Raw genomic sequence first — 25,247 nt, 5'->3', positions numbered from 1 at the left:
GGAACATAAAACCAACGAACAGTATTCAAATCTTGAACTTCGTTTTGGTCTCAATAGCTTTAATAATTTTCCGACCTCGGTTTACGTAACCCGTGGTACCTGTGGGAATGTCTTTTTCTATATTTAAAACCAATTCAGGATGAATCCAATCGTATTTTAAACCAAGTAAGTACAGCGTTTGCATCGTATAGGCTTTTACTGCTGTTTTCTGATCGGAAATCATCCAATCAAATCCCGCCTCTATAATTTTTTCAAAATGCCTTTCTTTTAGTGGTAATGGATGGTTTTTAAAATAACGAAGCGTAAGTAATTCACAAATTTTAGCACAAGCTCTAATGACTGGTCCTTGTTTTACTTTTGGTAATAAATCACAGTAGGTATCTAAATACGGAACGATAAGCCCTAACTTATCTTTGCAAGCCAATTCTAAAATACGAGCTGAAAAATTAGAATTTACATCATCAATAGCTTCCATATTGGTTAATAAAATTTCTACCCATTGTGGGTTTTTTAAAGTAGCCTCAACAAGCTCGCTTCGAAATTTTAAACGCTCGGAATCATCAGCTAATAGTGATATAAAAGTAGCTTCTTTCATTTATAAATAATTTGCAATCAGCTGTGAGACACCTACGGTGGCTTTTTCTGCAATAATCTCTAAATTATTAAAATCAGATTTATGAATTGAAGGATTTGGATCAATAAAATAGATTGGAATACCGAGTTTTACGTAATTAATTAAACTTGCCGCTGGATATACTTGCATGGACGTACCAATAATTACTAAAACATCAGCCGTTGTCGTAATTTCCGCTGCTTTTTCAAGTAAGGGTACTGCTTCTCCAAACCAAACAATATGAGGTCTTAGTTGCTTACCGTTTGGGGATAAATCACCTAAATGAATATCTTTGTTACAATTGTAAAATTCATTGTCATTATCTATACTTCTTGCTTTTAATAATTCTCCATGCAAATGGATGATATTTGTACTGCCTGAACGTTCGTGTAAATCATCTACATTTTGAGTGATTATGGTAACGTCATATTCTTTTTCAAGATCAGCTAACGCTATATGAGCGGCATTTGGTTTTACACTTTGTAATTGACGACGACGTTCATTGTAAAAATTGAGTACCAATTCGGGGTTTTCTCTAAAACCTTCTGGAGAGGCCACTTGCATTACATCATGTCCTTCCCATAATCCATCAGCATCTCTGAATGTATTGATGCCACTCTCGGCACTCATTCCGGCTCCTGTTAATACAACTAGTTTTTTCATGCTTAAAATAATTGTTACTATAATCTTGAGGTTAGCACTTTATTTTATACGCCTCAGGTTTTTATTTATAAACTTTTACCTAACTAATGTTAAATATAGCTTTAAATTTAAGGCTTATTTATAAGGAACAAAAATAATGTTTGATAAAGAATTGTTACACTATTTACAAGGGTTAATTACGGAGCATAGAAAGGAACTTTTTGAGAAAGTATTAGAAGAAAGAACGCGGCATTTTACCGTGGTTTTAGAAGATATTTATCAAAAACATAATACAAGTGCAGTAGTGCGTACCTGTGATGTATTTGGTATTCAAGATTTACATATTATCGAAAATAAGTACAACAGCTATGTGTCCAATCAAGTTGCCAAAGGAGCTCAGAAATGGATCGATTTTCATGAATATAATCAACAGGCAAATAACACAGAAAATTGTTTAAACACACTCCGGAAAAATGGGTATCAAATAATAGCAACAACGCCACATAATGATTCTTGTTTATTACAAGATTTTGATATTTCTAAAAAATCTGCTTTTGTTTTTGGGGTAGAAAAAGAAGGTGTTTCAGACTATATGTTAAATGAAGCAGATGGCTATTTAAAAATTCCAATGAATGGATTTACAGAGAGTTTAAATATATCTGTTGCGGCTGCTATTATATTACAATCCGTAACACAACGATTAAGAGCGTCTCAACTAAATTGGCAATTGTCAGCTATTGAAAAAGATGAAAAACGATTGGATTGGACCAAAAAAACGATAAATCATGTAGAGGAGGTTATTGAACGATGGAAATTGGGGGAAAGTAACGGTAGGCAATAAAAGTTCGCCACATAATTAATATGAAAACTACTTTATTAAAAAAGTCTACGAATAATATTGAAGATTACTATTATCTAGAAGCCTTGTGATAATTTTAATAGCCCAACTTCATCTATAACTTTTAATCTTTTACCTGTTAATTCAATAAATCCTTTCTTTTTAAATTCAGATAATAATCGTATTGCTGATTCGGTTGCAGTGCCTACAACACTAGCTATTTCTTCTCTAGTCAATACAATGTCTAAATAGCCATCCTCATCTTCACCAAAAGTTTCTTTTAAGAAAATCATGGTATCTGCTAATCTTTCTTTAACACTTTTTTGAGCCATATTAGATAATGAAGCGTTTGCATCACGTAGGTCTCCACAAACAGTTTTCATCATATCAAGCGAAAATTTAGGATTTTCTTTAATAGCATCTAAAATTTCTTTTTTTGGAATATAACAAGCTTCCATGTCCTTTAAAGCAGTAACCGTAAGTGTTACAGGCTCTTCACTTAAAATAGAACGATACCCCAACATGTCACCACCCTTCATAAATCTAACTATTTGCTCTTTTCCATTGGCATTTAGTTTAGATAATTTACAAATGCCATGTTTAACGCAATAAACGCCATTTATAGCATTGCCCTCTTTAAAAATAATGTCACCCTTTTTAAAGGTTAATACATCTTTTTCTTTAGACATCGTTTTTAACTCGTCTGCAGTCAAAGACCTTAGCGTGTTAAATTCGCGAATAATACATTGTTGACATTTACTCATAAGAAAGGAATGAATTATTAGACAAATATATCGAAATTATATGACATTTATCATAGACTTGATTAAGTTTGCATATGATCTTTGTGAGTTGATTAGTAAAGGAATGATAAAAGAAAAATGTTTTCATTGTGGAAATGATTGTGGCTCTAAACCAGTTGTTTACGATTCAAAATGCTTTTGCTGCAACGGATGTAAAACAGTTTATCAGATTTTTAATGAAAATGATTTAACGTGTTATTACGATTTAGAAAACAATCCTGGTAAAATACCGGAGGAAATAAATGGTAAATACAATTATTTAGATGATGATAAAATTGTAGAAAAACTTTACGATTTTAAAGATGAAGCATCAAGTGTCATCACTTTTTATATTCCACATATTCATTGTAGCTCCTGTATATGGATTTTAGAGAACTTAAATAAGCTAAATCCATCAATAAATTCTTCACAGGTTAATTTTCCAAAAAAGGAAGTTAGAGTAACTTTTAACAGTACTACTATTTCCTTAAAAAAAGTAGTAGAGTTATTAAGCTCAATTGGGTACGAACCACTTATTAGTCTTGAAGACGCTACGGTAAGCAAACGTAAAATAGATAGAACATTAATATATAAATTAGGTGTTGCAGGTTTTGCTTTTGGTAATATCATGTTATTGTCTTTTCCAGAATATTTTCAATCAGATGAATATTGGTTAGACCGTTATAAACCCCTGTTTAGATTGTTGATTTTTGTTATGGTGATACCCGTAGTGTTTTATTCCGCTAGCGAGTATTTTATTTCCGCCTACAAAGGGATAAAACATAAAATTTTAAATATTGATGTGCCTATTGTATTAGGTATTGTGGTGTTGTTTTTAAGAAGTGGATATGAAATATTCTTCAATATTGGTCAAGGCTATTTTGACAGCTTAGCGGGGTTTGTTTTCTTTTTATTATTGGGTAAAATATTTCAGCAACAAACCTATAGTTTTCTTTCTTTTGAACGTGATTATAAATCCTATTTTCCAGTGGCAGTCACAAAAATAGATAATGATAAGAAAGAAATTAACGTAGCTATTTATGATGTTAAAAAAGGGGATAGGTTATTAATAAGAGATAAAGAACTAATACCTGCTGATGGTATTTTAATTGCAGGCAATGCAGAGATAGATTATAGTTTTGTAACAGGAGAGTCTTTACCCGTAAACAAAAAATCAGGCGATAAGCTCTTTGCTGGAGGTAAACAACTTTCTGGTGCCATAGAAATGGAAATTTTACAAACCGTATCTCAAAGTTATCTAACCCAGTTATGGAGTAATGATGTGTTTAATACCACTAAAGCAAGCGGTATAAAAACCTTAACAGATTCTATAAGTAAACGGTTTACTATAATTGTGTTGGTTATTGCTTTCCTAGCCGGATTGTATTGGTATTTTGTTGACGTAAAGATGGTAGCAAATGTGGTTACAGCGGTTCTTATTGTGGCTTGTCCATGTGCGTTGGCTTTATCTGCACCCTTTGCATTGGGTAATATGTTACGCATATTTGGTAGGCAAAAATTGTACTTAAAAAATGTAGATGTCATTGAAAATTTATCTAAAATAGATACTGTTATATTTGATAAAACGGGAACAATCACCAATAGTAAAGCGAAAATTTCCTATCAAGGTGAACCACTTTCAACGAATGAAAATGTTGCTATTAAAAGTGTCTTAAGGTCATCTAACCATCCACTAAGTAGAATGTTATATGAAGATATACAAGAAGAGGGGATAGAGGAGGTTTCTGATTTTAAACAGGTAATAGGAAAGGGAATAGAAGGAAAAGTAAATGATTTGACTATTAAAATAGGTTCAGCTCAGTTTGTAGATATAGCACCAGAAAACAGCTTGCAAACACGATCTTATATTAGTATTGATGGAAAAGTGAAAGGGAATTTTATTTTTGAAAACTCTTATAGAAATGGATTGGATGCACTTTTTAATCAGTTAAAAGATGATTTTGAACTTGGAATTTTATCGGGTGATAATGATGGTGAAAGAGAACAGTTACAAATGATGCTTCCTGATAATGCAACCTTAATTTTCAATAAGAAACCTGCCGATAAATTAAAATATATTAAAGATTTACAAGATAAAGGTAAAAATGTATTAATGATTGGTGATGGCTTAAATGATGCAGGTGCATTGGTTCAAAGTAACGTTGGTTTAGTGGTATCTGAAAATATTAATGTGTTTTCACCAGCTTCTGATGGCATTGTAGATGCTACTCATTTTGAATTTTTACCTAAATTTCTAAAATTGTCAAAACAAACCCTTAGTATCATAAAAATGAGCTTTATCGTTTCAATCCTTTATAATTTTATTGGGATGCTTTTTGCGGTTACAGGTAACTTATCGCCAATTGTTGCGGCCATTTTAATGCCATTAAGTTCTATTACTATTGTAATATTTGTTACCTTAGGCACGAATTTAATTGCACATAAAAAATAAAATTATAAATTTACAAATAATGCAAAACATGATAAAAGTCATGTTTTATGAGTAGTGTATTATCTTATTTTTGTGAAAAATTTAACAATAAGTCTTTAATGGATATCATCTTTGTAATGATTGCGGTAAGTATTCTAATCGCTGTAATCTTCTTTATACTTTTTATTAAATCGGTTAAGTCTGGTCAGTATGATGATATGTATACACCTTCAGTTAGAATGCTTTTTGAAGATGAGTTTGTTACTGACACCTCAAAAAACAAAAAAACCAAATCAAAATCAATACCAAAATCAATTAATCAAAATCAATAATTAAAGAATGGAAAAAGAACAATTTTATTACGATAACAAAATTGTAAGGATGTTCCTTATTGCTACTGTAGTATGGGGGATTGTAGGTATGACAGTTGGCCTAATGGTTGCTCTCTTATTTAACTTTCCTAATTACATGGAAGGCATTTCTTGGTTAAGTTTTGGTCGTCTAAGACCGTTACATACCAATGCTGTTATCTTCGCTTTTGTGGGTAATAGCTTTTTTATGGGGATGTATTATTCTTTGCAAAGGTTACTTAAAGCTAGAATGTTTAATGACACTTTAAGTAAAATTCACTTTTGGGGTTGGCAATTAATTATTGTTGCTGCTGCTATTACATTACCATTAGGTTTAACATCTTCTAAAGAATATGCTGAATTAGAATGGCCAATTGACATAGCAATAGCTGTAATTTGGGTAATAATGGGTATCAATATGATTGGTACTATTTTAAAAAGACGTCAACGTCATATTTATGTAGCTATCTGGTTTTATTTAGCCACATTCGTAACTATTGCTGTACTTCATATCTTTAATAATTTAGAATTGCCAGTAAGTGCATTTAAGAGTTATTCTGTGTATGCAGGTGTGCAAGATGCATTAGTACAATGGTGGTATGGTCATAATGCGGTGGCATTTTTCTTAACCACACCTATTTTAGGTTTGATGTATTATTTTGTACCGAAAGCGGCAAATAGACCTGTATATTCTTATAGACTTTCTATAGTGCATTTTTGGTCACTTATCTTTATTTATATTTGGGCAGGACCACACCATTTATTATATACAGCATTACCAGAATGGGCACAAAATTTAGGTACTGTATTTTCTATTATGTTAATCTTCCCTTCATGGGGTGGTATGATAAACGGTTTGTTAACCTTGCGTGGTGCTTGGGATAAAGTAAGAGAAAATCCTGTTTTAAAATTCTTTGTTGTTGCCATTACAGGTTATGGTATGGCAACTTTTGAAGGACCTATGTTGTCTTTTAAAACGCTTAATGCAATTGGGCATTATACAGATTGGATTGTTGCTCACGTTCATATTGGTACATTAGCATGGAACGGTTTTATGGCTGCAGGTATTATTTACTGGTTGGCCACTAAATTATGGAAAACAGAGTTGTACTCTAAAAAACTGGCCAATGCCCATTTCTGGATTGGTACATTGGGGATCTTATTTTATGCTATTCCTTTATATGTTGCCGGATTTACACAAGCCTCTATGTGGAAACAATTTAATCCTGATGGTACGTTAGTTTATGGTAACTTTTTAGAAACGGTAACACAAATTTTACCAATGTATGCTATGCGTGCTTTTGGTGGTACATTGTATTTAACTGGATTTATTTTATTAGCATATAACGTTTATAAAACGGCTAAAGCAGGTTCTAAAGTTGAAGATGAATTGGTAGAAGCTGCACCATTGAAAAAAATAACAGCGAGAAGAACTGCAGGAGAAGGATGGCACTCATGGTTAGAAAGAAGAACCATATTATTTACAGTGTTAACTACGTTAGCTATTGCTATTGGAGGAGCCGTTGAAATAATTCCATTGTTAACTATAGACGAGAATATTCCGAAAATTACAAGTGTAAAACCATATACACCATTAGAATTAGAAGGAAGAGATATTTATATTAGAGAAGGTTGTAATAACTGTCACTCTCAAATGATTAGACCATTTCGTTCTGAAGTGGAACGCTATGGTGAATATTCAAAAGCAGGAGAATTTGTTTATGACTTCCCATTCCTTTGGGGCTCTAAAAGAACAGGTCCTGATGTGCATAGAATTGGAGGTAAGTATAATAACAACTGGCATTTCAACCATATGTTAGATCCTAGATCAACTTCACCAGGTTCAATTATGCCACGTTATTCTTGGATGTATACCGATGATTTGAATACTTCAAATACACAAGGTAAAATGGAAGCTATGGTTAAATTAGGGGTTCCTTATTCACAATCTGAAGTTGATAAAGGTTTATTCTTATTAAGAAATCAAGCGGAAGAAATTGAAAAGAGTCTAAGACAAGACCCTGAATATGTTAAAAATTATGGTGAAAGTAACATGCAGGACAAAGAAATTATAGCCGTTATTGCCTATTTACAACGTTTAGGTACAGATATTAAAAAGGGTGAAACCGCTGAAAATTAATAGATATGTTAAGATATATAAAACACAATTTTGATTCAATGGTAGATATAGAAATCTACCCAATGATATCATTAATCTTATTTTTCGCGGTATTTGTAACCATGCTAGTTCATGTTATGAGAATACCAAAAGAGAGTATTGAAAGTATTAGTAATTTACCTTTAGAAGAGGACGAAAACAATAACAACCATGAGCAACAATAAGGAAAAATCATTTTGGAGTAATCTTTCGCAAAAGCTAACACGAGCTGAAGCCATAGAGAGTGAAGAAGATATCATGACCGATCATGATTATGATGGCATTAGAGAGCTTGATAATGTGTTGCCGCCATGGTGGTTAGCAGGTTTTTATATCACTATTGCCGTTGGTATATTTTATTATATCATGGTGTTTTTTACTGATAAATATGACCAAAAGGTTGAGTTTGCTAATGCAGTAGCAGAAGGAGACGCGGCTGTTGAACAGTATAAAAAAGACCACCCTGAATTATATGACGCAGCTAATTTAGTAGCGTTGACTGATGCTGCTAGTATACAAAAGGGTAAGGAATTGTTTGCCAGCAAAACCTGTACTGCATGTCACCTAGCGGATGCTGGTGGTAGTATTGGACCAAACCTGACTGACGAATATTGGATTTTAGGTGGTGGATTCAAAAACATTATGCATACACTTGCTAAAGGAGGGAGACCAGGTAAAGGAATGATCGCTTGGGAATCAACTATTAGTTTAGAAGAAAGACAACAATTAGCCAGTTTTATTTTGACATTAAAAGGAACAACACCTGAGAAACCAAAAGCACCAGAGGGTGAGATTTGGAAAGAGGGTGATAAATAATATTACTAACTCAAATTAGTTGAAAATACTTTTCTTTACCTGCCCTGGTTGTGTAATAAATGTTTCATTCATGTTCATTTATTGGTAGTAACTTTGATAGTGTAATTAAAAGTATTTTTTTATTTAAAAATCAAATGGCAGTAGAGCAACAAGAAAATTTTAGAGACTCCATAGGTACCATAACAGAAGATGGTAAACGAAATCATATATATCCCAAAAAACCATCCGGAAAATTCACCAATTATAGAACTTATCTGAGTTGGTTTTTATTAGCATTACTTGTTATTTCACCGTTTATTAAAATAAATGGCAACCAGTTTTTGCTATTTAATATTATGGAAGGTAAATACAATATTTTTGGCCAGCCCTTCTGGCCTCAAGATTTTTATTTACTGGTTTTGTCTATGTTGGTAGGCATTGTTTTTATCATTTTATTTACGGTTATTTTTGGTAGAATTTTTTGTGGGTGGATTTGCCCACAAACTATTTTTATGGAAATGGTTTTTCGTAAAATTGAATATTGGATAGAAGGTGATAGAGGGAAACAAATTAGATTAAATAAACAACCTTGGAACGCTGAAAAAATTAGAAAAAAGGTAACGAAATGGATTTTGTTCTTCATCATATCCTTTTTAATAGCCAATGTGTTTTTAGCCTATTTTATTGGTAGCGATGTTTTGTTACAATACATCACAGGTAATCCATTAGACCACATTGGTACATTAATTAAATTATTAGTCTTTACGTTAGTTTTCTTTTTTGTATTTGCTTGGTTTAGAGAACAAGTATGTATTATTGTTTGTCCTTATGGTAGATTGCAAGGAGTTTTACTGGATAGAAAATCTATTGTTGTGGCTTATGATCATAAAAGAGGTGAGGGTGAAGAGGGTCGAAAAAAGTTTAGAAAAAATGAAGATAGAGATGAACTTGGTAATGGCGATTGTATAGATTGTAATCAATGCGTAGTTGTTTGTCCAACGGGTATTGATATCAGAAATGGAACACAATTAGAATGTGTTAACTGTACCGCTTGTATTGACGCCTGTGACGAGATTATGGATAAAACTGGATTTGAACCGGGGTTAATTCGTTATGCTTCTGAAGATAATATTACGAATGGTGAAAAATTTAAGTTTAACATTAGAATTAAAGCCTATACAGCGGTTTTAACTATTTTAGTAGCCGTGTTAGTTACCTTACTATTTTTACGGTCAGATATTGAAGCAATTATTTTAAGGTTACCTGGTCAAACCTTTACTACTACCGAAACCACAGTCAGTAATGTTTATAATTTTAAATTGATAAACAAAACAGTAAAGGATTTAGATGATGTTGAAATTAAATTGATTTCTCATGCAGGTGAGGTTAGAATTGTAGGTGGTAATAGTAAAGTAGCCAAAGGCGATCTAACAGATGGTACCTTATTTATTGAAATAGATAAAAAAGACCTTGAATCGTCTAAAGAAAGATTGAAAATAGGTATTTATGCTGATGGTAAATTAATTGAAACGACTTCCACTAATTTCACGGGACCAATGAAGATTAATTAGTTGAATTAAATTGTATAATTATGAAGATAAAAATTAACTGGGGATGGGCAATGGTCATTGCAATGGCTGTATTTATGACTTTTATTTTGCAATATGTATATAGAACCTTGACAGATGATACGTTAGAACATCATTTAGTGTCAGAAGATTATTATAAGGATGAATTGTACTATCAACATGAGATTGATAAAATGAACAATGCGAGTAAACTTAAAGAGAATTTAGTCGTAGAGCGAGGTGATGAAGGTATGCAAGTTACTTTTCCAAGTGATATGGAACAAAGTAAAATTACGGGTATAGTTTACTTTCAAAGACCTTCAGATAATAGAATAGATTTTAAAAAAGAAATTGTTCTAGATAAAAACACCATGCTAGTCGTTGATGATAAACTTATAAACGGTAGGTGGAATGTTAAAGTGGATTGGAAATATGATGATCAGGAATACATGTTTAAAAAGAACCTATTTTATTAATAGTCTGTCTGATAATCAAAATTTACAAAAAACCAATTATAAATAGCTAAAACCAACGTCTATTTTTTACACGGCATTCATACTAGGCTTACTAGGAAGTTTTCACTGCATTGGCATGTGTGGACCCATTGCTTTTGCATTGCCTGTTGATCGGAAAAGCAAACCGAAAATGGTGTTTCAAACCATGCTGTATCATTTTGGTCGCTTATTAACTTATTCTTTAATAGGGGTAATTTTCGGTTTGGTAGGTAAAGGTTTGTATTTGGCTGGTTTTCAGCAGCGTTTGTCTATTCTTATAGGTGTATTAATGATTCTTATGGTATTGGTTCCAATCCATATCTTTAATAAGTATAATTTTTCAAAACCAATTTATAAAGGGATCTCCTATGTGAGATCTAAGCTAGGATACTATCTAAAAAAACGAACAAACAGTACGTTCTTATATATTGGCTTTTTTAACGGTTTTTTACCTTGTGGCTTGGTTTATATGGCATTGGTAGGTTCAATAGCTACTTCAGGTGCCTTAGAAGGAGCATTATATATGTTTCTGTTCGGATTGGGTACCGTGCCCATGATGAGTGCAGCAGTATTGGCCGGAAATTTTTTAAAGGGCACCATAAGAGCAAAAATTCAAAAAGCAATTCCTGTTTTTGTTGTAATAATAGGCTTGTTATTCATACTTAGAGGGTTGGGATTAGGCATTCCATATGTTTCTCCCTCTGATAACAAGTTACAAATATCAAATAATGCTGAAGCTTGCGAGTAAAAATCGCTACAAAATCGTAACCATTGTTGCAAAATGTTCCTCATAGTTTACGTTATCATTTCTTTAAATCATTTAAAATGAAAAACATAGTACTTTTTTTATTAGCTTTTATTCCAATAGTGGTTACAGGTCAACAAGTTGATTACCCTTTTCAAGATTCTACTTTAGATGCTCAAGTTAGAGCAGACGACTTATTACAGCGATTGACGTTATCAGAAAAAATTGCACAAATGCAAGATGTAGCTCCGGCAATTGAGAAATTGGGAATTCCAAATTACAACTGGTGGAACGAATGTTTACATGGTGTAGCTAGGGCAGGTAACGCTACTTCTTTTCCGCAAGCTATAGGTATGGCCTCCACTTTTAATGCACCGTTAATTAACGAAGTGGCCAGTGTTATCAGTACGGAAGCGAGAGCTAAATACAATCATAGTATTAAATTGGGACAACACAATCGGTATCAAGGATTGACCATGTGGACTCCAAATATCAATATTTTTAGAGATCCAAGATGGGGGCGTGGTCAAGAAACGTATGGAGAAGATCCTTATTTGACTTCACGGATGGGCGTTGCTTTTGTAACAGGATTACAAGGTGACCATCCTGATTATTTTAAAGTTATTGCTACACCTAAACATTTTGCAGTACATAGCGGTCCTGAACATAACAGACATAGTTTTAACGCGTATACAGACAAAAAGGATTTATGGGAGACTTATTTACCTGCTTTTGAAGCCACCGTTGTTGAAGGTAAGGCCTTTTCAGTGATGTCAGCGTATAATCGATATTTGGGTTCTTCAGCTACAGCAAGTACATTATTGCTCAATGATATATTAAGAGATAAATGGGGCTTTAAAGGTTATGTGGTATCTGATTGTGGTGCTGTTTATGATATTTATAAATTCCATGATATTGTTGCAACTGCTGAAGAAGCTTCTGCATTAGCAGTAAAAGCGGGTTGCGATTTAAATTGTGGTAATACGTATGCTTATTTAGAAAAAGCCGTAGAAAAAGGCTTGATCACAGAAAAAGAAATTGATATCGCCTTAAGAAGATTAATCATTGCTAAAATTAAATTAGGAATGTTAAATCCTGCTGGGCAAACACCATTTTCAGATATTTCTGATGATGCATTAGAGTCAGAAGCACATCAGCAACTGGCGTTGAAAACAGCACGCGAATCAATGGTACTGCTGAAGAATGAAAATAATACATTACCGCTCTCAAAAAAGAGTAAAATCATCACTGTTATCGGACCCAATGCTAATGATCGTCATTTTGTGTTAGGGAATTATTTTGGTACCCCAACGTATTCAAAAACTATTTTGGAAGCGGTGAAGGATAAAGTATCTAAAAAAACAAAAGTGCATTATTTTAAAGGGGTAAATCTAGCAGATGATAAGACTGTTTTTGATGTTATTGCTAAAGATAGTTATTACGGAAAAATAAAGGTAGAATATTACAACAACTCAAAATTAGAAGACAGCCCTGCTGTTGTACAAACGGAAGATATTATTGATTTTGACTGGGGTGGAGCAGCACCTGTTGATGTATTAGAACCTGGAAATTTTTCAATTCGTTATTCGGGCACTATTAAACCTGATTTTACAGGAGAGGTTTCTCTAAATATATTGAAAAGTGGTGGTACTTACAAGTTAATGATTGACGGAAAGGAGTTACTTTCAAGTACTGATGAGAATGAAACAGAAGTAACACCGCAATCATTTTTTGTTAAAAAGAATACGAAATACAATCTTGTTTTAGAGTATAAATGTACAAACCCATGGTTGGCATCGCTACAATTATTATGGGATGTTGAGCACAGACAAGGTAAAGAAAAGATGATGCAAAAAGTGAATGAAAGTGATGCCGTTATTTTTGTGGGCGGTATTTCAGCACGAGTGGAAGGAGAAGAAATGCCCGTAGATATTGAAGGGTTTTATAAAGGAGATAGAACAAATCTTAAATTGCCAAAAGTACAGCATGACTTATTAAAAGAGTTGAATGCAACAGGAAAACCAGTTATTTTTGTATTGACTGCAGGTAGTGCCATGGCAATTAATTGGGAACAGGAAAATTTGCCTGCTATTTTAAATGTATGGTATCCCGGACAAGGTGGAGGTGAAGCTACGGCTGATATTCTTTTTGGAGATTTTAATCCCTCAGGTAAATTACCGGTAACATTTTACAAATCAGTGGATGATTTACCACCATTTGAAGACTATCACATGAAAGGACGTACTTACCGTTATTTTAACGGAGAGGCTTTATATCCTTTTGGTTACGGATTAAGCTATACAAATTTCACCTATTCAACACCGAAGTTGGAAAAAATGACCATGACTAAAGATGGCGTTAACAAAGTCAGTGTAACGGTTACAAATTCAGGTAATTTAGACGGTGAAACGGTAGTTCAATTGTATATAAACGACAAAGAAGCTAGTGTAGCTACGCCCTTAAAATCTTTAAAAGGTTTTCAAAAAATATTTTTGAAAAAAGGAGCCTCACAAACTGTTGAATTTGAAATTAATTCTAAAGATTTATCAATTTTTAATAATGATGGTGAGGCTTTTATAGAGGCTGGTGTTTTTGAAGTGTTTGTTGGTGATAGCTCAGCCACTACAAATAAGGTGGAATTAGAGGTTAATTAATGTCTAGATTTCATATTTGAATACATTGCATAGGTTTCCACCTTTTTAATGTCTTATTTTTCATAAATTTGAAGATAAGCTAGTCTATAATGATCAAAGAAATTATACAACAACAAAGAGATTTTTTTAAAACGCAACAAACAAAGGATGTTTCATTTAGAAAGAAAGCTCTAAAGCGGTTACGGCAAGAGATTGTTACACGTGAAGAGGACATTTGTGATGCGTTATTTGCTGATTTTAAGAAACCAAGATTCGAAACCTTGGCGGCAGAAACGCAATTTGTGTTGGCTGAATTAAAACATGTACTTCAAAATATTGATGAATGGGCTCGTCCAGAAAGAGTCGATTCTAGCTGGATGAATTGGCCATCTTCCGATTTTATTTACAAAGAACCTTATGGATCAGTACTCATTATTGCTCCATGGAACTATCCTTTTCAATTGGCCATTGCACCTTTAATTGGTGCTATAGCCGCGGGTAATACTGCAGTGGTAAAACCCTCAGAGGTTACACCGCACACCGCCGCTATTGTTTCAGAAATTATCAAAGCTGTTTTTGATCCTTGTCATGTTACTGTTGTGGAAGGTGGCGTAGAAGTATCTCAACAATTGTTATCCGAAAAATGGGAGTCTATCTTTTTTACAGGAAGTAGTACTGTAGGTCAAATTGTTTATGAAAGTGCCGCAAAACATCTAACTCCCGTTACCTTAGAATTGGGAGGTAAAAATCCTTGTATTGTAGATGAAACGGCATCTATAGCATTGGCGGCAAAACGCATTGTGTGGGGTAAATTTTTAAATGCAGGTCAAACGTGTATTGCCACAGATTATATTTTAGTACATGAAAATGTAAAAGATAAATTGATTACGGCATTGCAACAAAGTATCACCAAATGTTATGGAGAAAATGTAGAAGCATCTCCCGATTTTGCACGTATAGTCAACCAAAAGCATTTTACACGCCTTAAAGAAATGCTTGATGGTGAAGAGATACTTTTTGGAGGAAAGCATAATGTTGCTGATAATTTTTTGGCACCAACCTTAGTAAATGAGCCGAAATTAGACAGTAAAATAATGGCTGGTGAAATTTTTGGACCTATACTACCCGTCATTTCTTATAAAACCTTTGAAGATATAGAACAGTATATTGGGAATTATGAAAAACCATTGGCTACTTATGTTTTTTCAACGAACAAAAAATTTCAAAAAAGAATAATTACTACGTTTAGTTTTGGTGGTGGAGCCATTAATGATACCGTAATTCAAATTACAAACAAACGATTGCCATTTGGTGGTGTGGGGCAAAGTGGAATTGGAGCCTACCACGGAAAAGAATCATTTGATGTTTTTTCACATCAAAAAGCAATTATTAAAAAAGCGAATTGGTTTGATGCTCCATTACGTTATCCGCCCTATAATTTATCCATGAAAATTGTAAAGAAAATTAAACATCTTTTTTAATTTTCATTTCAGCATTTAAAATTTGATTAACGGCTGTCCTATATTTAACAGGGTTGGTCGCCTTTTTTATGGCTTTGTAGGTTTTCTTTGGGTTTGATGTAGCTTGTGAAAAGAACTCCCAAAAACCAAGCATTTTCATTTTTATAGGTGTTGGTCCTGACAAGTATTCATCATATTGCTGGTAAATAGTATCATGAAATTCTGAAAAAATGGACCATCGATCTGCTGGATATTCCGTGGTGTCATTTTTTATCATACTCGGTAAAAAAGGATCAGTAATTAAGCCACGACCCATCATAAAATGATCTATAGATGGAAAGCGTTGTTGAATGGCTTTAAATGAAGCAACACTCGTTATATCTCCGTTATAGTATAGTTTATGTTTGGTGCTACTGATGCATTTTTCAAAAGCATCTAAATCTACAGGGCCTTTGTAAAGTTGCTTACCAATTCTTGCATGTATGGCAATATTTTTTAGTGGATATTTATCTAAAATAGGAAAGGCATCGAGAATTTCTTCAGCGTTTTCGTAACCCATTCTCATCTTCATAGAAACGACAATATCTGACTCATTATGTGCTTTGTGTAAAACTTCATTAATTCTGTCAGGATTACAAATTAAGCCAGAACCCATTCCAGATTTAGTAACCATAGGATACGGGCAACCTAAATTCCAATTTAGTTCTTTGTAACCTAAACTTTGCACGTATTTAATCACATATAAAAACTCATCAGGGTCGTTCGTCATTACTTGCGGAATCACTTCTAACGTGGTGTTGTTTTCTGGAGCTAAATCGTTTTGATACGATTGCTTAATTTTTAACTTTCCATTCAGCCTAATATAAGGTGCATAAAAAGTATCAATACCACCAAAGTAATGGTTAAAAGCATTACGAAACCTGAAGTCTGTAAAACCTTGTAAAGGTGATGAAAGTAGAGTAGAAGCCATCTGTGTATTTAGTTGGGCAAATATAAGCTAATTGGATGATGGTTTCCTAAGGTTTAATTTTGCTTTTGTAATCAATCCGTAAGCGTAATTTTAAGCTTTAATGCACTACAAACAACAGCATTGCTGTTTGAAGTATAGTTAGCCTAAAGACTATCTAGAAAAATTAAAACCCGCTTTTTGATGAAGCGAGTCTTAATTAATATGATTTCAGATTTTATTTCTATATGCAACATTTAGTCCTCAATCCATCCCATAATGGCATTGGCAACAAACCGAGGTTCTGGTGGTAATGAGATAATGTCTTCCTCGTAATTCTTATTGTAAGGTGAAATATTCATAATTTCTCCATCAACAACCAAAGTACTGCTTCCTCCTGGATCAAAGCCCATGGCTTTTTCCATCCCATACTTTAACAGAATGTCTACCATATCAAAATGCGTAGCTCCGACAGACTCTCTTATACGTCCATTTACCATAAGTACCATCAGTTTACCTTCTTTGGTAATACCCACGGCTATTTTAGGCCCACGCATATCTGTAAAGTCTAATCGTGCCGCTTGTGTTTTAATAGAGTTTGATGTTTTCCAACCTTCATCTTCCATATTTAAAATTTGCTTGCCGCCATCAATTAGCATCGGTCCGGCTTCTATGGCATAAGATATCTTATCCCAATTATAAGGATTGGTTTCAGGTTCTAATAACTGAATATCTAAGGGCTTTCCTTCTTTAAAAATGTCTTTTGAAAACAATTGTGAAGGAATGGAGAGTGTAATACCTACTGGAATTATCGGTACTACTTCTTTAGGTTTCGTTTCAATAATTTGCTTAACGGTATGTCCAGCAATTCTTACAATAACGTTGCCGTTACCTTCTATGGTCTCATCTGTATACGATAAATCATAAAAGCAAGGTGCTGTGTCATTGTGTTTGTTATACTGGCTAGCGGCAAACGATAAGACTTCTTGTTTTCCTTTTACTATAAAACCAGCCTTACTATTTACTTTTCGAATATCTACATCGCCATTTTTATAGATGATAAATGCAGGTTTATTAAAAAGCGGTGGACAAAACACCTTATTGTTCATGATTAAAAGGCCTAACGGTGAGCCAATATACGTTTCTGGCAAGCCTAATTTACCCACCAATTCAGGATTTAAGATATAGCCACCATTCCAAGCTAATTCAATCTTATTTGGGTTTTTACTTTTCTTTTGATATTCCTTAACGAGAGAAGGTACATTTTTAGGCTCTTTGTTGGCAATATGTGCTGCGAATTTCCACTGGTGTTTTTTGGTATCAATTTCAGCCAATACACCACTCCAAGGTAAACCATCTTCATACACACCTCCAGCAAATGAAGATGTTACTTTTTCGACAGTTTTAGTCTCTTTTAAATTGGTCTCTATGTGTTCTAATAACTTCTTGATTGGCGTACCGTTTTCAATAGCATCTTTAGAGATTCTAGCAAACAACTCTTTTTCACCAAGCTTATTTTTAAGTGTTTGAAACAAATCACTTTTTAAAACGATATCAAAATCTTTCGCCGTTTGAATAGGGGTAGGAAAGGCTAATGTTGTGCGTACCGCTGAAGGCACAAACTGTATGAAACCACTATCTTTAGGAATGCCCATAATTTTAGCTGTCATTTGATGCATTACTTTACCAATATGAAAATGATCAATTTCAATAATGTCAGTCATCATTGCGGCATACTCGCCATTGGTAATAATAAAACCGTTAGCTTCTTTAATGTTACGCAATATTTTAATTGCTTTTGCACCCATTTGTGGAAAATGAACACCTTCAGACCATTGTTTTGTTTCTATGATTTGTACAACGCCTGACTTAAATAATAAACCAAGTTCGGGCTCTTTCTCGCTTTCTAAATACTCTTTAATATTGGCATTAGAAAACCATTTTGTAATTCTTGGTTCATGAATAAAAATATAAACTTTTTCTAAGTGCTGTCCTTTTTCTTTAAGGACTTCAGCGGTAAGTTCTTCTTCTATTTTAAGCTTGAGTTGTGCACGAATAGGTTGCAGTACAAAATATTCTAATTCATGTTTAATAAAACGTCCTGGGAAATATCCTTTTGGGACATTATTTTTTAATTTTTGGGTTAGTATTTTTCGATCGTCAATACCTAAATATTTACTGTTGGTCAATTGAAATAAAGCCAATTCCCAATCGGCAAAAAATTGAGGAGCTAATGTTAAATCGGGTAAGTTTTCTGGTTTAAAAATATCACTATAAATCATGTTTACCAAACCCGTAACTTCTTGATAGGTAAAATCTTGATAGGCATACTTTTTTTTGTTTCTATGTCTGTATGCTAAGGCATGATCGTGTCTAATGGCAAATTCTCCATCAACATATTTAAAAATATCATCAATGGCATTATAATACTTATGAATCAGTTTTAAGTCGGTGTTTACAAGGTCAGGAATATCATTTTCCATCATTCGAGCATAACTCATCACCATTCCTTTTATAAGTTGTTCTTCCACTCTAAAAAAACTTGGATCAATTAATGATTTTAAATACGTCATAAAAGACAACCTACCATAACCAGGTAAATAATGCCTCGCTTCTTTATTTAGTAGAGCATGTAAGTCGTCATTTTCAAAATTGACCATCTCTTTGTAATCTTTCAATAAATCAACTACTTGACCATTAACATTATTTGATATTGCACCTAACTGTAAATGCATTCTACCAAGAATATATTGCATGTTTTTTTGTAAGGCTTCTAAACTGTAACGCTTATTTATAACACTTCTATTATGTGTTACATCAACCATTCTATTTTGAGGATAAAAAACGTGATCACAAATACTTTCTGCTAGTTTTTTAGGAACCTTAGATCCTTTAAATTCAAGTACATTTAAACGTAGCGATTTATCTAAATGACGACCAATAACTTCGTCATACACTTCTCTTGGTTCGTATTGTCTACAAAATATAGGTGTACCACATGCGGCCGCTTCAATAATAGGTAAGCCTCTACCTTCAGTTTGACTGGGTAATAAAATTAAAGAGGCTACATCGTAAAGTTGCTCAATGTCTAATGGTTTTTTATATTTTTTCTTAAAATCATTTTTATCAAATTCACTAAATAAAAATCCGAGAAGTACTCTCGATTTAAATTCTTTAGGAAGTTCTTTTAGAAAGTTTTTAAAATCGGTTTTTAAGTCTTGATAATAATGCTGTTGCCCATGAGGAATGGGACCAGATACTATTAAGGATAATTTCAATTGCGGATTTGTAATAAATTTATCAGCAAAGGAATCATAGGAAAATAAGCGTTTAATGAGCTTGAAATTAAGCTCGATAGATTTTCTACTTATAATCCGTGTAGGTTGTAAAAAAATGATATTGTTATTTACGAAATCGAATTTCCGAATCGTTTTGTGACCTAATAATATAGGTTTTAAAGAACGTTGGCTATCGGTATGATTTGCGGCAGTATGTACGGTAATGGTCTCTTTTTTATTGGCAAAAATAGAGGAGACTTGCATAAACGCTTTGATAATATCACGCTTACTCATTTGGTGCATTTTGGTATCTACCGCAGTTCCTAATAAGGCAACATTTGCGGGATTATGACCATTGATATCAATAAGATGGTTTTGCTGTATTTTATTGATATTTACGTTCATCCAAGAGCGACTTTCCCATGGATATATCATTTCAATAATGGAGAAAAATTCACCCACATGTGCATTGTGGAAAAAGAAATCTCTAGGGCCTTTTTTTAAGCCTTTCTTTTTAATATCAATAGCTCTATTGCCACCTTCCCAATAAAAATCGTGATTGTTATTAATAACAGGTATGCCTAAATATTCTGAAATTAACACGGTAGCCAATGCCAATGAAACATTACCAGGGTTAGAACATACATTGATTAAATACAATATCGAAATATCATTCTCTTCAATATAGCTACCCAGTTTTTCTACTAACACTAGCACTTCATTCCAAAACTTACCAATAAGGTTATTATATTCTTCACTACCACGTTCCATTTTTATTCTAAAGAAATCGTCATATAATGGCCAAGCATCAAAAGCTTCCATTTCTGGAATCACTTTTCTTGAGGCATCTTTCGGTATTAATTCATCTGCCTCTTGCTTTATATCTCCAGCAATAAAATGAATAGGAATGTTAGGATATATTTTTTTAAAGGTTTTGGCATACTTTTCTGTTTCTACAGTTATGCCGTCTATGGTGAAGTAAAAGGTTAAAAAAGCAATGCCTCCTTTTTCAATATTAGCATCATATGCAGGAAGGTCACCTTTAAAGGCTGATGTTGAATTTTGTTCTTTAAATTTATCAATAAATAAACCAAGATCAAACCAAGTATTTATTTTTTCGTTTTTAAGTTTTTTTAATATTGTAGTGATTTTCTTTGTGTTAGTTTTAATCATTTATAGTTTTTAAAATGTAAATAGGTTGTTTAATTTTTCTTCTAAGACATCAAAAGAAAAGTATTTTTTACCGAGGTTAAAATTGTATTCTCCGATTTCTAAACAACGTTTGGGGTTATAAATGATGTCAGACATTTGTTGCACATTTTTGTTGGTGAGTATACCGTCTTCTGTCATCACAGTTTCAAAACCTTTGTTCCCAATATCTTGCATGTACACAGGTTTGTAGTTGTTTACAAATATGGGTTTTTTAGCAAGTACGCATTCTACAAAGGCGTTTCCGAAGCCTTCATACGTACTAAAATAAGTACAGGCTCTACCGTGGGCATATACATCAGATAAATCTTTATGGTCTAACACTTTGTGTGCAGCAAATATGACTTGACTAGCTAAATTTAATTCATGAATCTGATCTATCAATTCATTGTAATATTCTTTGTTTTCATCATCGTTATTGTTACCCGTAATTACAAGTTTAAGCTTTTTGTCGTCTAGCTTATCAATTAATGAAATGGCGGTTTCAATACCTTTACGCCTTACAATACGAGTTACTTGTAATAAGGCAATTTCATCTTGTGTAATGCCCAAATCTTTAAGGAAGAACTGATTTTCTTCAGTAGGGAGACCATACACACGATTAAAGTCCATTACGTTAGGCACCAATGTGGCGTCAATATTAAATCTGTTTTTAAAGGTTTCAACACCAAAAGTATTTATGACTGCATGTTTAACATTAGGCAGTAGTAACGGAAAGTTATCATCTACATATTGATTAATTTCAGGATGAGCGGAAACATAACGCTCCCCGCGTTCCCAATGAAAATCATGGTCGTGAGTTACAATAGGTAAGCCGGTTTTTAGAATCAGTTTTTTAATGGCAACACCCATAGATAAATGACAGGGTAGTGCGGAAGCATTTTCTGAAAGTATGGCTTCTATCTTTTTGTCTTTAACCCATTTAAGCATGGCTTTAAAAATCATATTAGAAGCGTCTTCAACATGTTCTATGAGTGGAGCAGGGTCTTTATCGGGTTCATAAAAAGCTTTTCGTTGGCCCCATTCTGCTTCAACTGAAAAAAAGGATAATGCAGGGAAAAGATAATCATGTTCATAGTCCATATTCCAGGACTCAAATTCACCTGACATAATAAATACTTCATGTCCTAATTTTTTTAATACATCTATCCACTTTTCTGTTTCAAGAGCTACACCATCTACACCACCAATTCTACCAATAATAATACCTATTCGCATGTAAAATATATATAAGTTCGTAAACCTAAAGATACATTTTATTATAAAAGATGAGGTGTTTAGACGGGTTATGTTTGGTGAATTACCAGTTCAAAAATTTTTGTAATATTAAATTATGGCTTCAAGAATTTAGGTTGGTTATTTTGAGATATTGATAACTCTAAAAATTACTAGATTATAGTATTTGGTCTTTTTGTATTCTTTCTACCCTATTATTTTTAGTAAAATGTAAAGAAATAGGAGGCTAAAAAAGACTCTATTTTATCTAAATAAGGGGTAGCAATATGAAAAATCAAAGCTCATAACACCAAATAATAGTATTTTGAGCCTAGAATAATAGTGCACAAATTTGATGAGGAATTGTTTGTTTTTTAGCTCAGTTCTTTGTTGGCAAACGTTATTCTAATATTTCAATTAGTCGTTGACAATAATTGTTAGTTATATCAAGTTTTAAGCCTTTTTCCGCCATCTTTTTTGCTTCAGGTCTATTATTATTATTAAGTAATAACCAACCTAACCTTGAATAATCTGTAGCGTTACCATCACTTATTTTTGAGGTAAATATTTTAATTATTAAATCTAGCATTTCTGTTTTATATTCATCTCTCTTGGCGGCCATATTATGATAGAAATGATTGTTAATTCTGTTTGCAGCTTCGCTGATTTCTTCTAGGCTTACATTAGGTAACTGTATCAGTTCTGTCAAAGCGTGGCTCTCACCATCCCAATCTTTACTATATCTGCAAACTGCTGCAAGTTTATGCCATAAACGAGATTTTTCATTAGCTGGAATATTAGACTTTATATACTCTCGTAAATAATATTTTATTTTTTCATAGTCATCGTATTCTTCAAAAACTTCAATAATATACTTGTATGTTTTTGGATATTTTGACGCAATGTATTCTAATAGTGGTAATTCGTTTTCAAACTCTGCTATAGATTTTATTCTTTTAGCGATTGATTTAAATTTTCTTTCTATTTGGATAGATAGACCAGAACTTAAATTATTAAATGTTGTAGTACCAAATTCCATTAGAAGGTCTCGATCCGACATAATTTTAATTTTATCTGGATTGATTTCTAATTCTCCTTTACCAAAAATAGTTGCTGCTAATGGAACATTTATTATTTCGTCATCTTCTTTTGTAATTATTTCAATAAATGAACTTTGTCTCAATTCTTCGATAGCAGATTGAACATTCATTTTTTCGTTTTCTGGTCTCCATAAAACAGCTTCTAAGGCGATTGTGGGAACCATCGAATTCCAGCTACAAAGTGTTAGAAAAACTCTTTTAGCTGCAGGCGAAAGAGTGTTAAATGTTCTCTTAAATAAAGCATCTAATATTTTTTCTTGTTCAGCAACTACACGTTTGATTTTGTTTACTTTTTTATTTCTAGCAACGTCACCTAATAAAATTTTTATAATATACGGATGTCCATCAGATTCTAAAATTAATTCTTGAATATAATTATCTGTTAGATAACTTGTTATATTTAATTCTTTTGCAAATTCATTAATTAATTCTTTACATTCTTCATCTGACATTCCTTGTACTTCAATGGGATAATCAGCCTTGAAATTCCTGCTTATCCTCGATGTAATTAAAACTTTGTTTGGGTTTCTTATGTAAGTATTTATCCATTCGAAAACCTCAACTGGATTTGTTATGGTTTCGAAATTATCAAATATATATAACGACTTACCAAAAGTGTTTTTAGTTAAATCATTTGCAAATAATTGTTCATATTCAGGTTTTTTAGCATCTGGATAGAGCAATGAACAATAGTCTTTTGCCATATCTTCAATTTTTAAAACCTTAGTTTGAACTTGTTTTGGGCCATCTATTAACAAGTCAATATCTCGTGAGCTGAACCAGATAATTAATTCAAATCTTTCACTATTGGCAATATTAGTTATCAAATTTATAGCAAGTGATGTTTTACCAACTCCTCCTTTTCCTAAAAGCGTAACTATTGGGAATCTATCTTCTTGCAGTAAAGTTGACTTAAGTTCCTCCTCTAGGTCTTTTCTTTTTACGTATAATTCAGGCGAACTAGGTAAATTTGTTAAACAATTGCCTATAACATTTAAATCTTTAACTCCTTCAGTGTGGCTTTTTGGAAGCTGAGTTATAGGAATTAAATAGGCTTGAGCTGATTTGTAAATTCGTTCATCACTAATATAAGATAGTGTTTCAAATCTGTCGCCTTTCAAATTACCATTCGTTATCCAAAAATCGGTTAATTCTGCATTTGAATAAAACAAATCTATTTTTCTCGGCTCGTCTAAATAAACATAAATTCCATTCGGCAAATTAAAAGAGTTTTCTTTTTTTAGTGTATCGAATTTTTTTTCATTGTCTTGTGTTAGATGAGAAATTCTATATTTTCCTGATAGATTTTGATGTAAATATGCCCAAGTCCTTTTAAATGCACTAAAATTATCAGTAATTAGTTCAATTGATTTTTCTAATTTGGGACAAGCTTGATTACAACAATCAATATTTGGAGCTCCGTGTCCTTTGGTTTTATTTCTCAACTGTGTTAATAAAATAAACCAGTTTCTCAATGGGCTTTTAGTAGATAATTTATTATGCTCAATTTTAAATATTGAAAGACATTCATCCATTAGTACTTGGCAATCATATTGCCAATCACCTTTACTGCATCTTTGCGTTAATTCCTTAAGTTCATAGTCTCTAATGTTTGATGTCATTAATTGTGAAGCTGGTCCAATTACTATATCATCAATGGCCTTTGAAAAATCACCTAAAGCATTCGCTCTACATAAATTATATTGATAACGATATTTTGTTCTTTCTGAATCTTCGTTTATCGTAGACACAAGAAAAAGTGTAATGTTCTTTGTAAGAAATTCTGCATAATTTAATAACTCATAAAAATAGCTTAAGTCAGATTCCTGCTTTGATAGTTCAACTTTTTCTTTAAGTTTTTTTAAAGGGTAGTATTCCATTCAGTTTTTTTTAATGTTTGCCAACAATTGTATAAACGCAATGTGTTTAATTCTCTTGTAAGGTTGGCTAAACGTCTCGATGCTTCGGGAGCGTTTATTTCCGTTATGCT

At 32.8% G+C, this 25,247-nt stretch carries 18 protein-coding genes; 11 read left to right on the top strand and 7 right to left on the bottom strand.

The window, feature by feature from the left end:
* Window positions 1–25 precede the first annotated feature (25 nt).
* Both D3P13_RS13235 and D3P13_RS13230 read right to left on the bottom strand, forming a co-directional pair.
* Window positions 26–595: an adenylosuccinate lyase gene (locus D3P13_RS13235; protein ID WP_117883200.1), complete on the bottom strand. Its 570-nt coding sequence runs from the start codon at window positions 593–595 to the stop codon at window positions 26–28.
* Window positions 596–1,276, bottom strand: coding sequence for an SIR2 family NAD-dependent protein deacylase (locus tag D3P13_RS13230; RefSeq protein ID WP_117883198.1), 681 nt, complete (start codon window positions 1,274–1,276; stop codon window positions 596–598).
* A 136-nt stretch (window positions 1,277–1,412) separates the two neighbouring features.
* Between D3P13_RS13230 and D3P13_RS13225 the strand changes: the two genes are divergently transcribed.
* On the top strand, window positions 1,413–2,096 hold the full coding sequence (locus D3P13_RS13225; protein ID WP_117883196.1) for a TrmH family RNA methyltransferase: 684 nt from the start codon (window positions 1,413–1,415) through the stop codon (window positions 2,094–2,096).
* A gap of 74 nt (window positions 2,097–2,170) precedes the next feature.
* On the opposite strand, the gene D3P13_RS13220 is transcribed toward D3P13_RS13225, so the two are convergent.
* Window positions 2,171–2,857 (bottom strand): Crp/Fnr family transcriptional regulator, encoded by a 687-nt coding sequence (locus tag D3P13_RS13220; protein WP_117883194.1) that lies wholly within the window; start codon window positions 2,855–2,857, stop codon window positions 2,171–2,173.
* 103 nt (window positions 2,858–2,960) lie between these two features.
* Here D3P13_RS13220 and D3P13_RS13215 point away from each other — a divergent pair, with 103 nt between their 5' ends.
* The 10 genes from D3P13_RS13215 (at window position 2,961) to D3P13_RS13175 (ending at window position 15,530) form a co-directional block, all read left to right on the top strand.
* Window positions 2,961–5,327 carry a heavy metal translocating P-type ATPase gene (locus D3P13_RS13215; protein ID WP_117883192.1) on the top strand — a complete coding sequence of 789 codons (2,367 nt, stop codon included), beginning with the start codon at window positions 2,961–2,963 and terminating at the stop codon, window positions 5,325–5,327.
* A 47-nt stretch (window positions 5,328–5,374) separates the two neighbouring features.
* Window positions 5,375–5,638, top strand: a complete 264-nt coding sequence (gene ccoS, locus D3P13_RS13210) for a cbb3-type cytochrome oxidase assembly protein CcoS (RefSeq protein WP_317124796.1) — start codon at window positions 5,375–5,377, stop codon at window positions 5,636–5,638.
* Between the two features lie 7 nt (window positions 5,639–5,645).
* Window positions 5,646–7,796, top strand: coding sequence for a cytochrome-c oxidase, cbb3-type subunit I (ccoN, locus tag D3P13_RS13205; RefSeq protein ID WP_117883190.1), 2,151 nt, complete (start codon window positions 5,646–5,648; stop codon window positions 7,794–7,796).
* A 5-nt stretch (window positions 7,797–7,801) separates the two neighbouring features.
* Window positions 7,802–7,999, top strand: coding sequence for a CcoQ/FixQ family Cbb3-type cytochrome c oxidase assembly chaperone (locus tag D3P13_RS21945; protein ID WP_138950286.1), 198 nt, complete (start codon window positions 7,802–7,804; stop codon window positions 7,997–7,999).
* Window positions 7,986–8,630 (top strand): cbb3-type cytochrome c oxidase N-terminal domain-containing protein, encoded by a 645-nt coding sequence (locus D3P13_RS13200; protein WP_117883188.1) that lies wholly within the window; start codon window positions 7,986–7,988, stop codon window positions 8,628–8,630. The genes D3P13_RS21945 and D3P13_RS13200 overlap by 14 nt, the downstream gene beginning before the upstream one ends.
* Before the next feature lie 134 nt (window positions 8,631–8,764).
* Entirely contained in the window at window positions 8,765–10,180 is a 1,416-nt protein-coding gene (ccoG, locus tag D3P13_RS13195) for a cytochrome c oxidase accessory protein CcoG (RefSeq protein WP_117883454.1), read from the top strand.
* A 20-nt stretch (window positions 10,181–10,200) separates the two neighbouring features.
* Window positions 10,201–10,653 (top strand): FixH family protein, encoded by a 453-nt coding sequence (locus D3P13_RS13190; protein ID WP_117883186.1) that lies wholly within the window; start codon window positions 10,201–10,203, stop codon window positions 10,651–10,653.
* Between the two features lie 61 nt (window positions 10,654–10,714).
* Complete coding sequence (locus D3P13_RS13185; protein WP_117883184.1) at window positions 10,715–11,419, top strand: sulfite exporter TauE/SafE family protein; 705 nt, start codon at window positions 10,715–10,717, stop codon at window positions 11,417–11,419.
* A 77-nt stretch (window positions 11,420–11,496) separates the two neighbouring features.
* On the top strand, window positions 11,497–14,070 hold the full coding sequence (locus D3P13_RS13180; RefSeq protein ID WP_117883182.1) for a glycoside hydrolase family 3 C-terminal domain-containing protein: 2,574 nt from the start codon (window positions 11,497–11,499) through the stop codon (window positions 14,068–14,070).
* Window positions 14,071–14,159: 89 nt separating this feature from the next.
* Window positions 14,160–15,530: an aldehyde dehydrogenase gene (locus tag D3P13_RS13175; RefSeq protein ID WP_117883180.1), complete on the top strand. Its 1,371-nt coding sequence runs from the start codon at window positions 14,160–14,162 to the stop codon at window positions 15,528–15,530.
* On the opposite strand, the gene D3P13_RS13170 is transcribed toward D3P13_RS13175, so the two are convergent.
* From D3P13_RS13170 to D3P13_RS13155, 4 genes are all read right to left on the bottom strand, one after another.
* Entirely contained in the window at window positions 15,514–16,479 is a 966-nt protein-coding gene (locus tag D3P13_RS13170; protein WP_117883177.1) for a tRNA dihydrouridine synthase, read from the bottom strand. The genes D3P13_RS13175 and D3P13_RS13170 overlap by 17 nt on opposite strands.
* A gap of 233 nt (window positions 16,480–16,712) precedes the next feature.
* Entirely contained in the window at window positions 16,713–20,906 is a 4,194-nt protein-coding gene (locus tag D3P13_RS13165) for a phosphodiester glycosidase family protein (RefSeq protein ID WP_117883175.1), read from the bottom strand.
* A gap of 9 nt (window positions 20,907–20,915) precedes the next feature.
* Window positions 20,916–22,160: a glycosyltransferase gene (locus D3P13_RS13160; RefSeq protein ID WP_117883173.1), complete on the bottom strand. Its 1,245-nt coding sequence runs from the start codon at window positions 22,158–22,160 to the stop codon at window positions 20,916–20,918.
* A gap of 397 nt (window positions 22,161–22,557) precedes the next feature.
* Entirely contained in the window at window positions 22,558–25,137 is a 2,580-nt protein-coding gene (locus D3P13_RS13155) for an NB-ARC domain-containing protein (protein ID WP_117883171.1), read from the bottom strand.
* Between the last annotated feature and the right edge of the window lie 110 nt (window positions 25,138–25,247).

The sequence above is a fragment of the Aureibaculum luteum genome (assembly GCF_003449015.1).
Classification (GTDB): Bacteria; Bacteroidota; Bacteroidia; order Flavobacteriales; family Flavobacteriaceae; genus Aureibaculum; species Aureibaculum luteum.
Note: the sequence above shows the minus strand (reverse complement) of the source record. Positions and strands in the feature narration are given on the sequence as shown.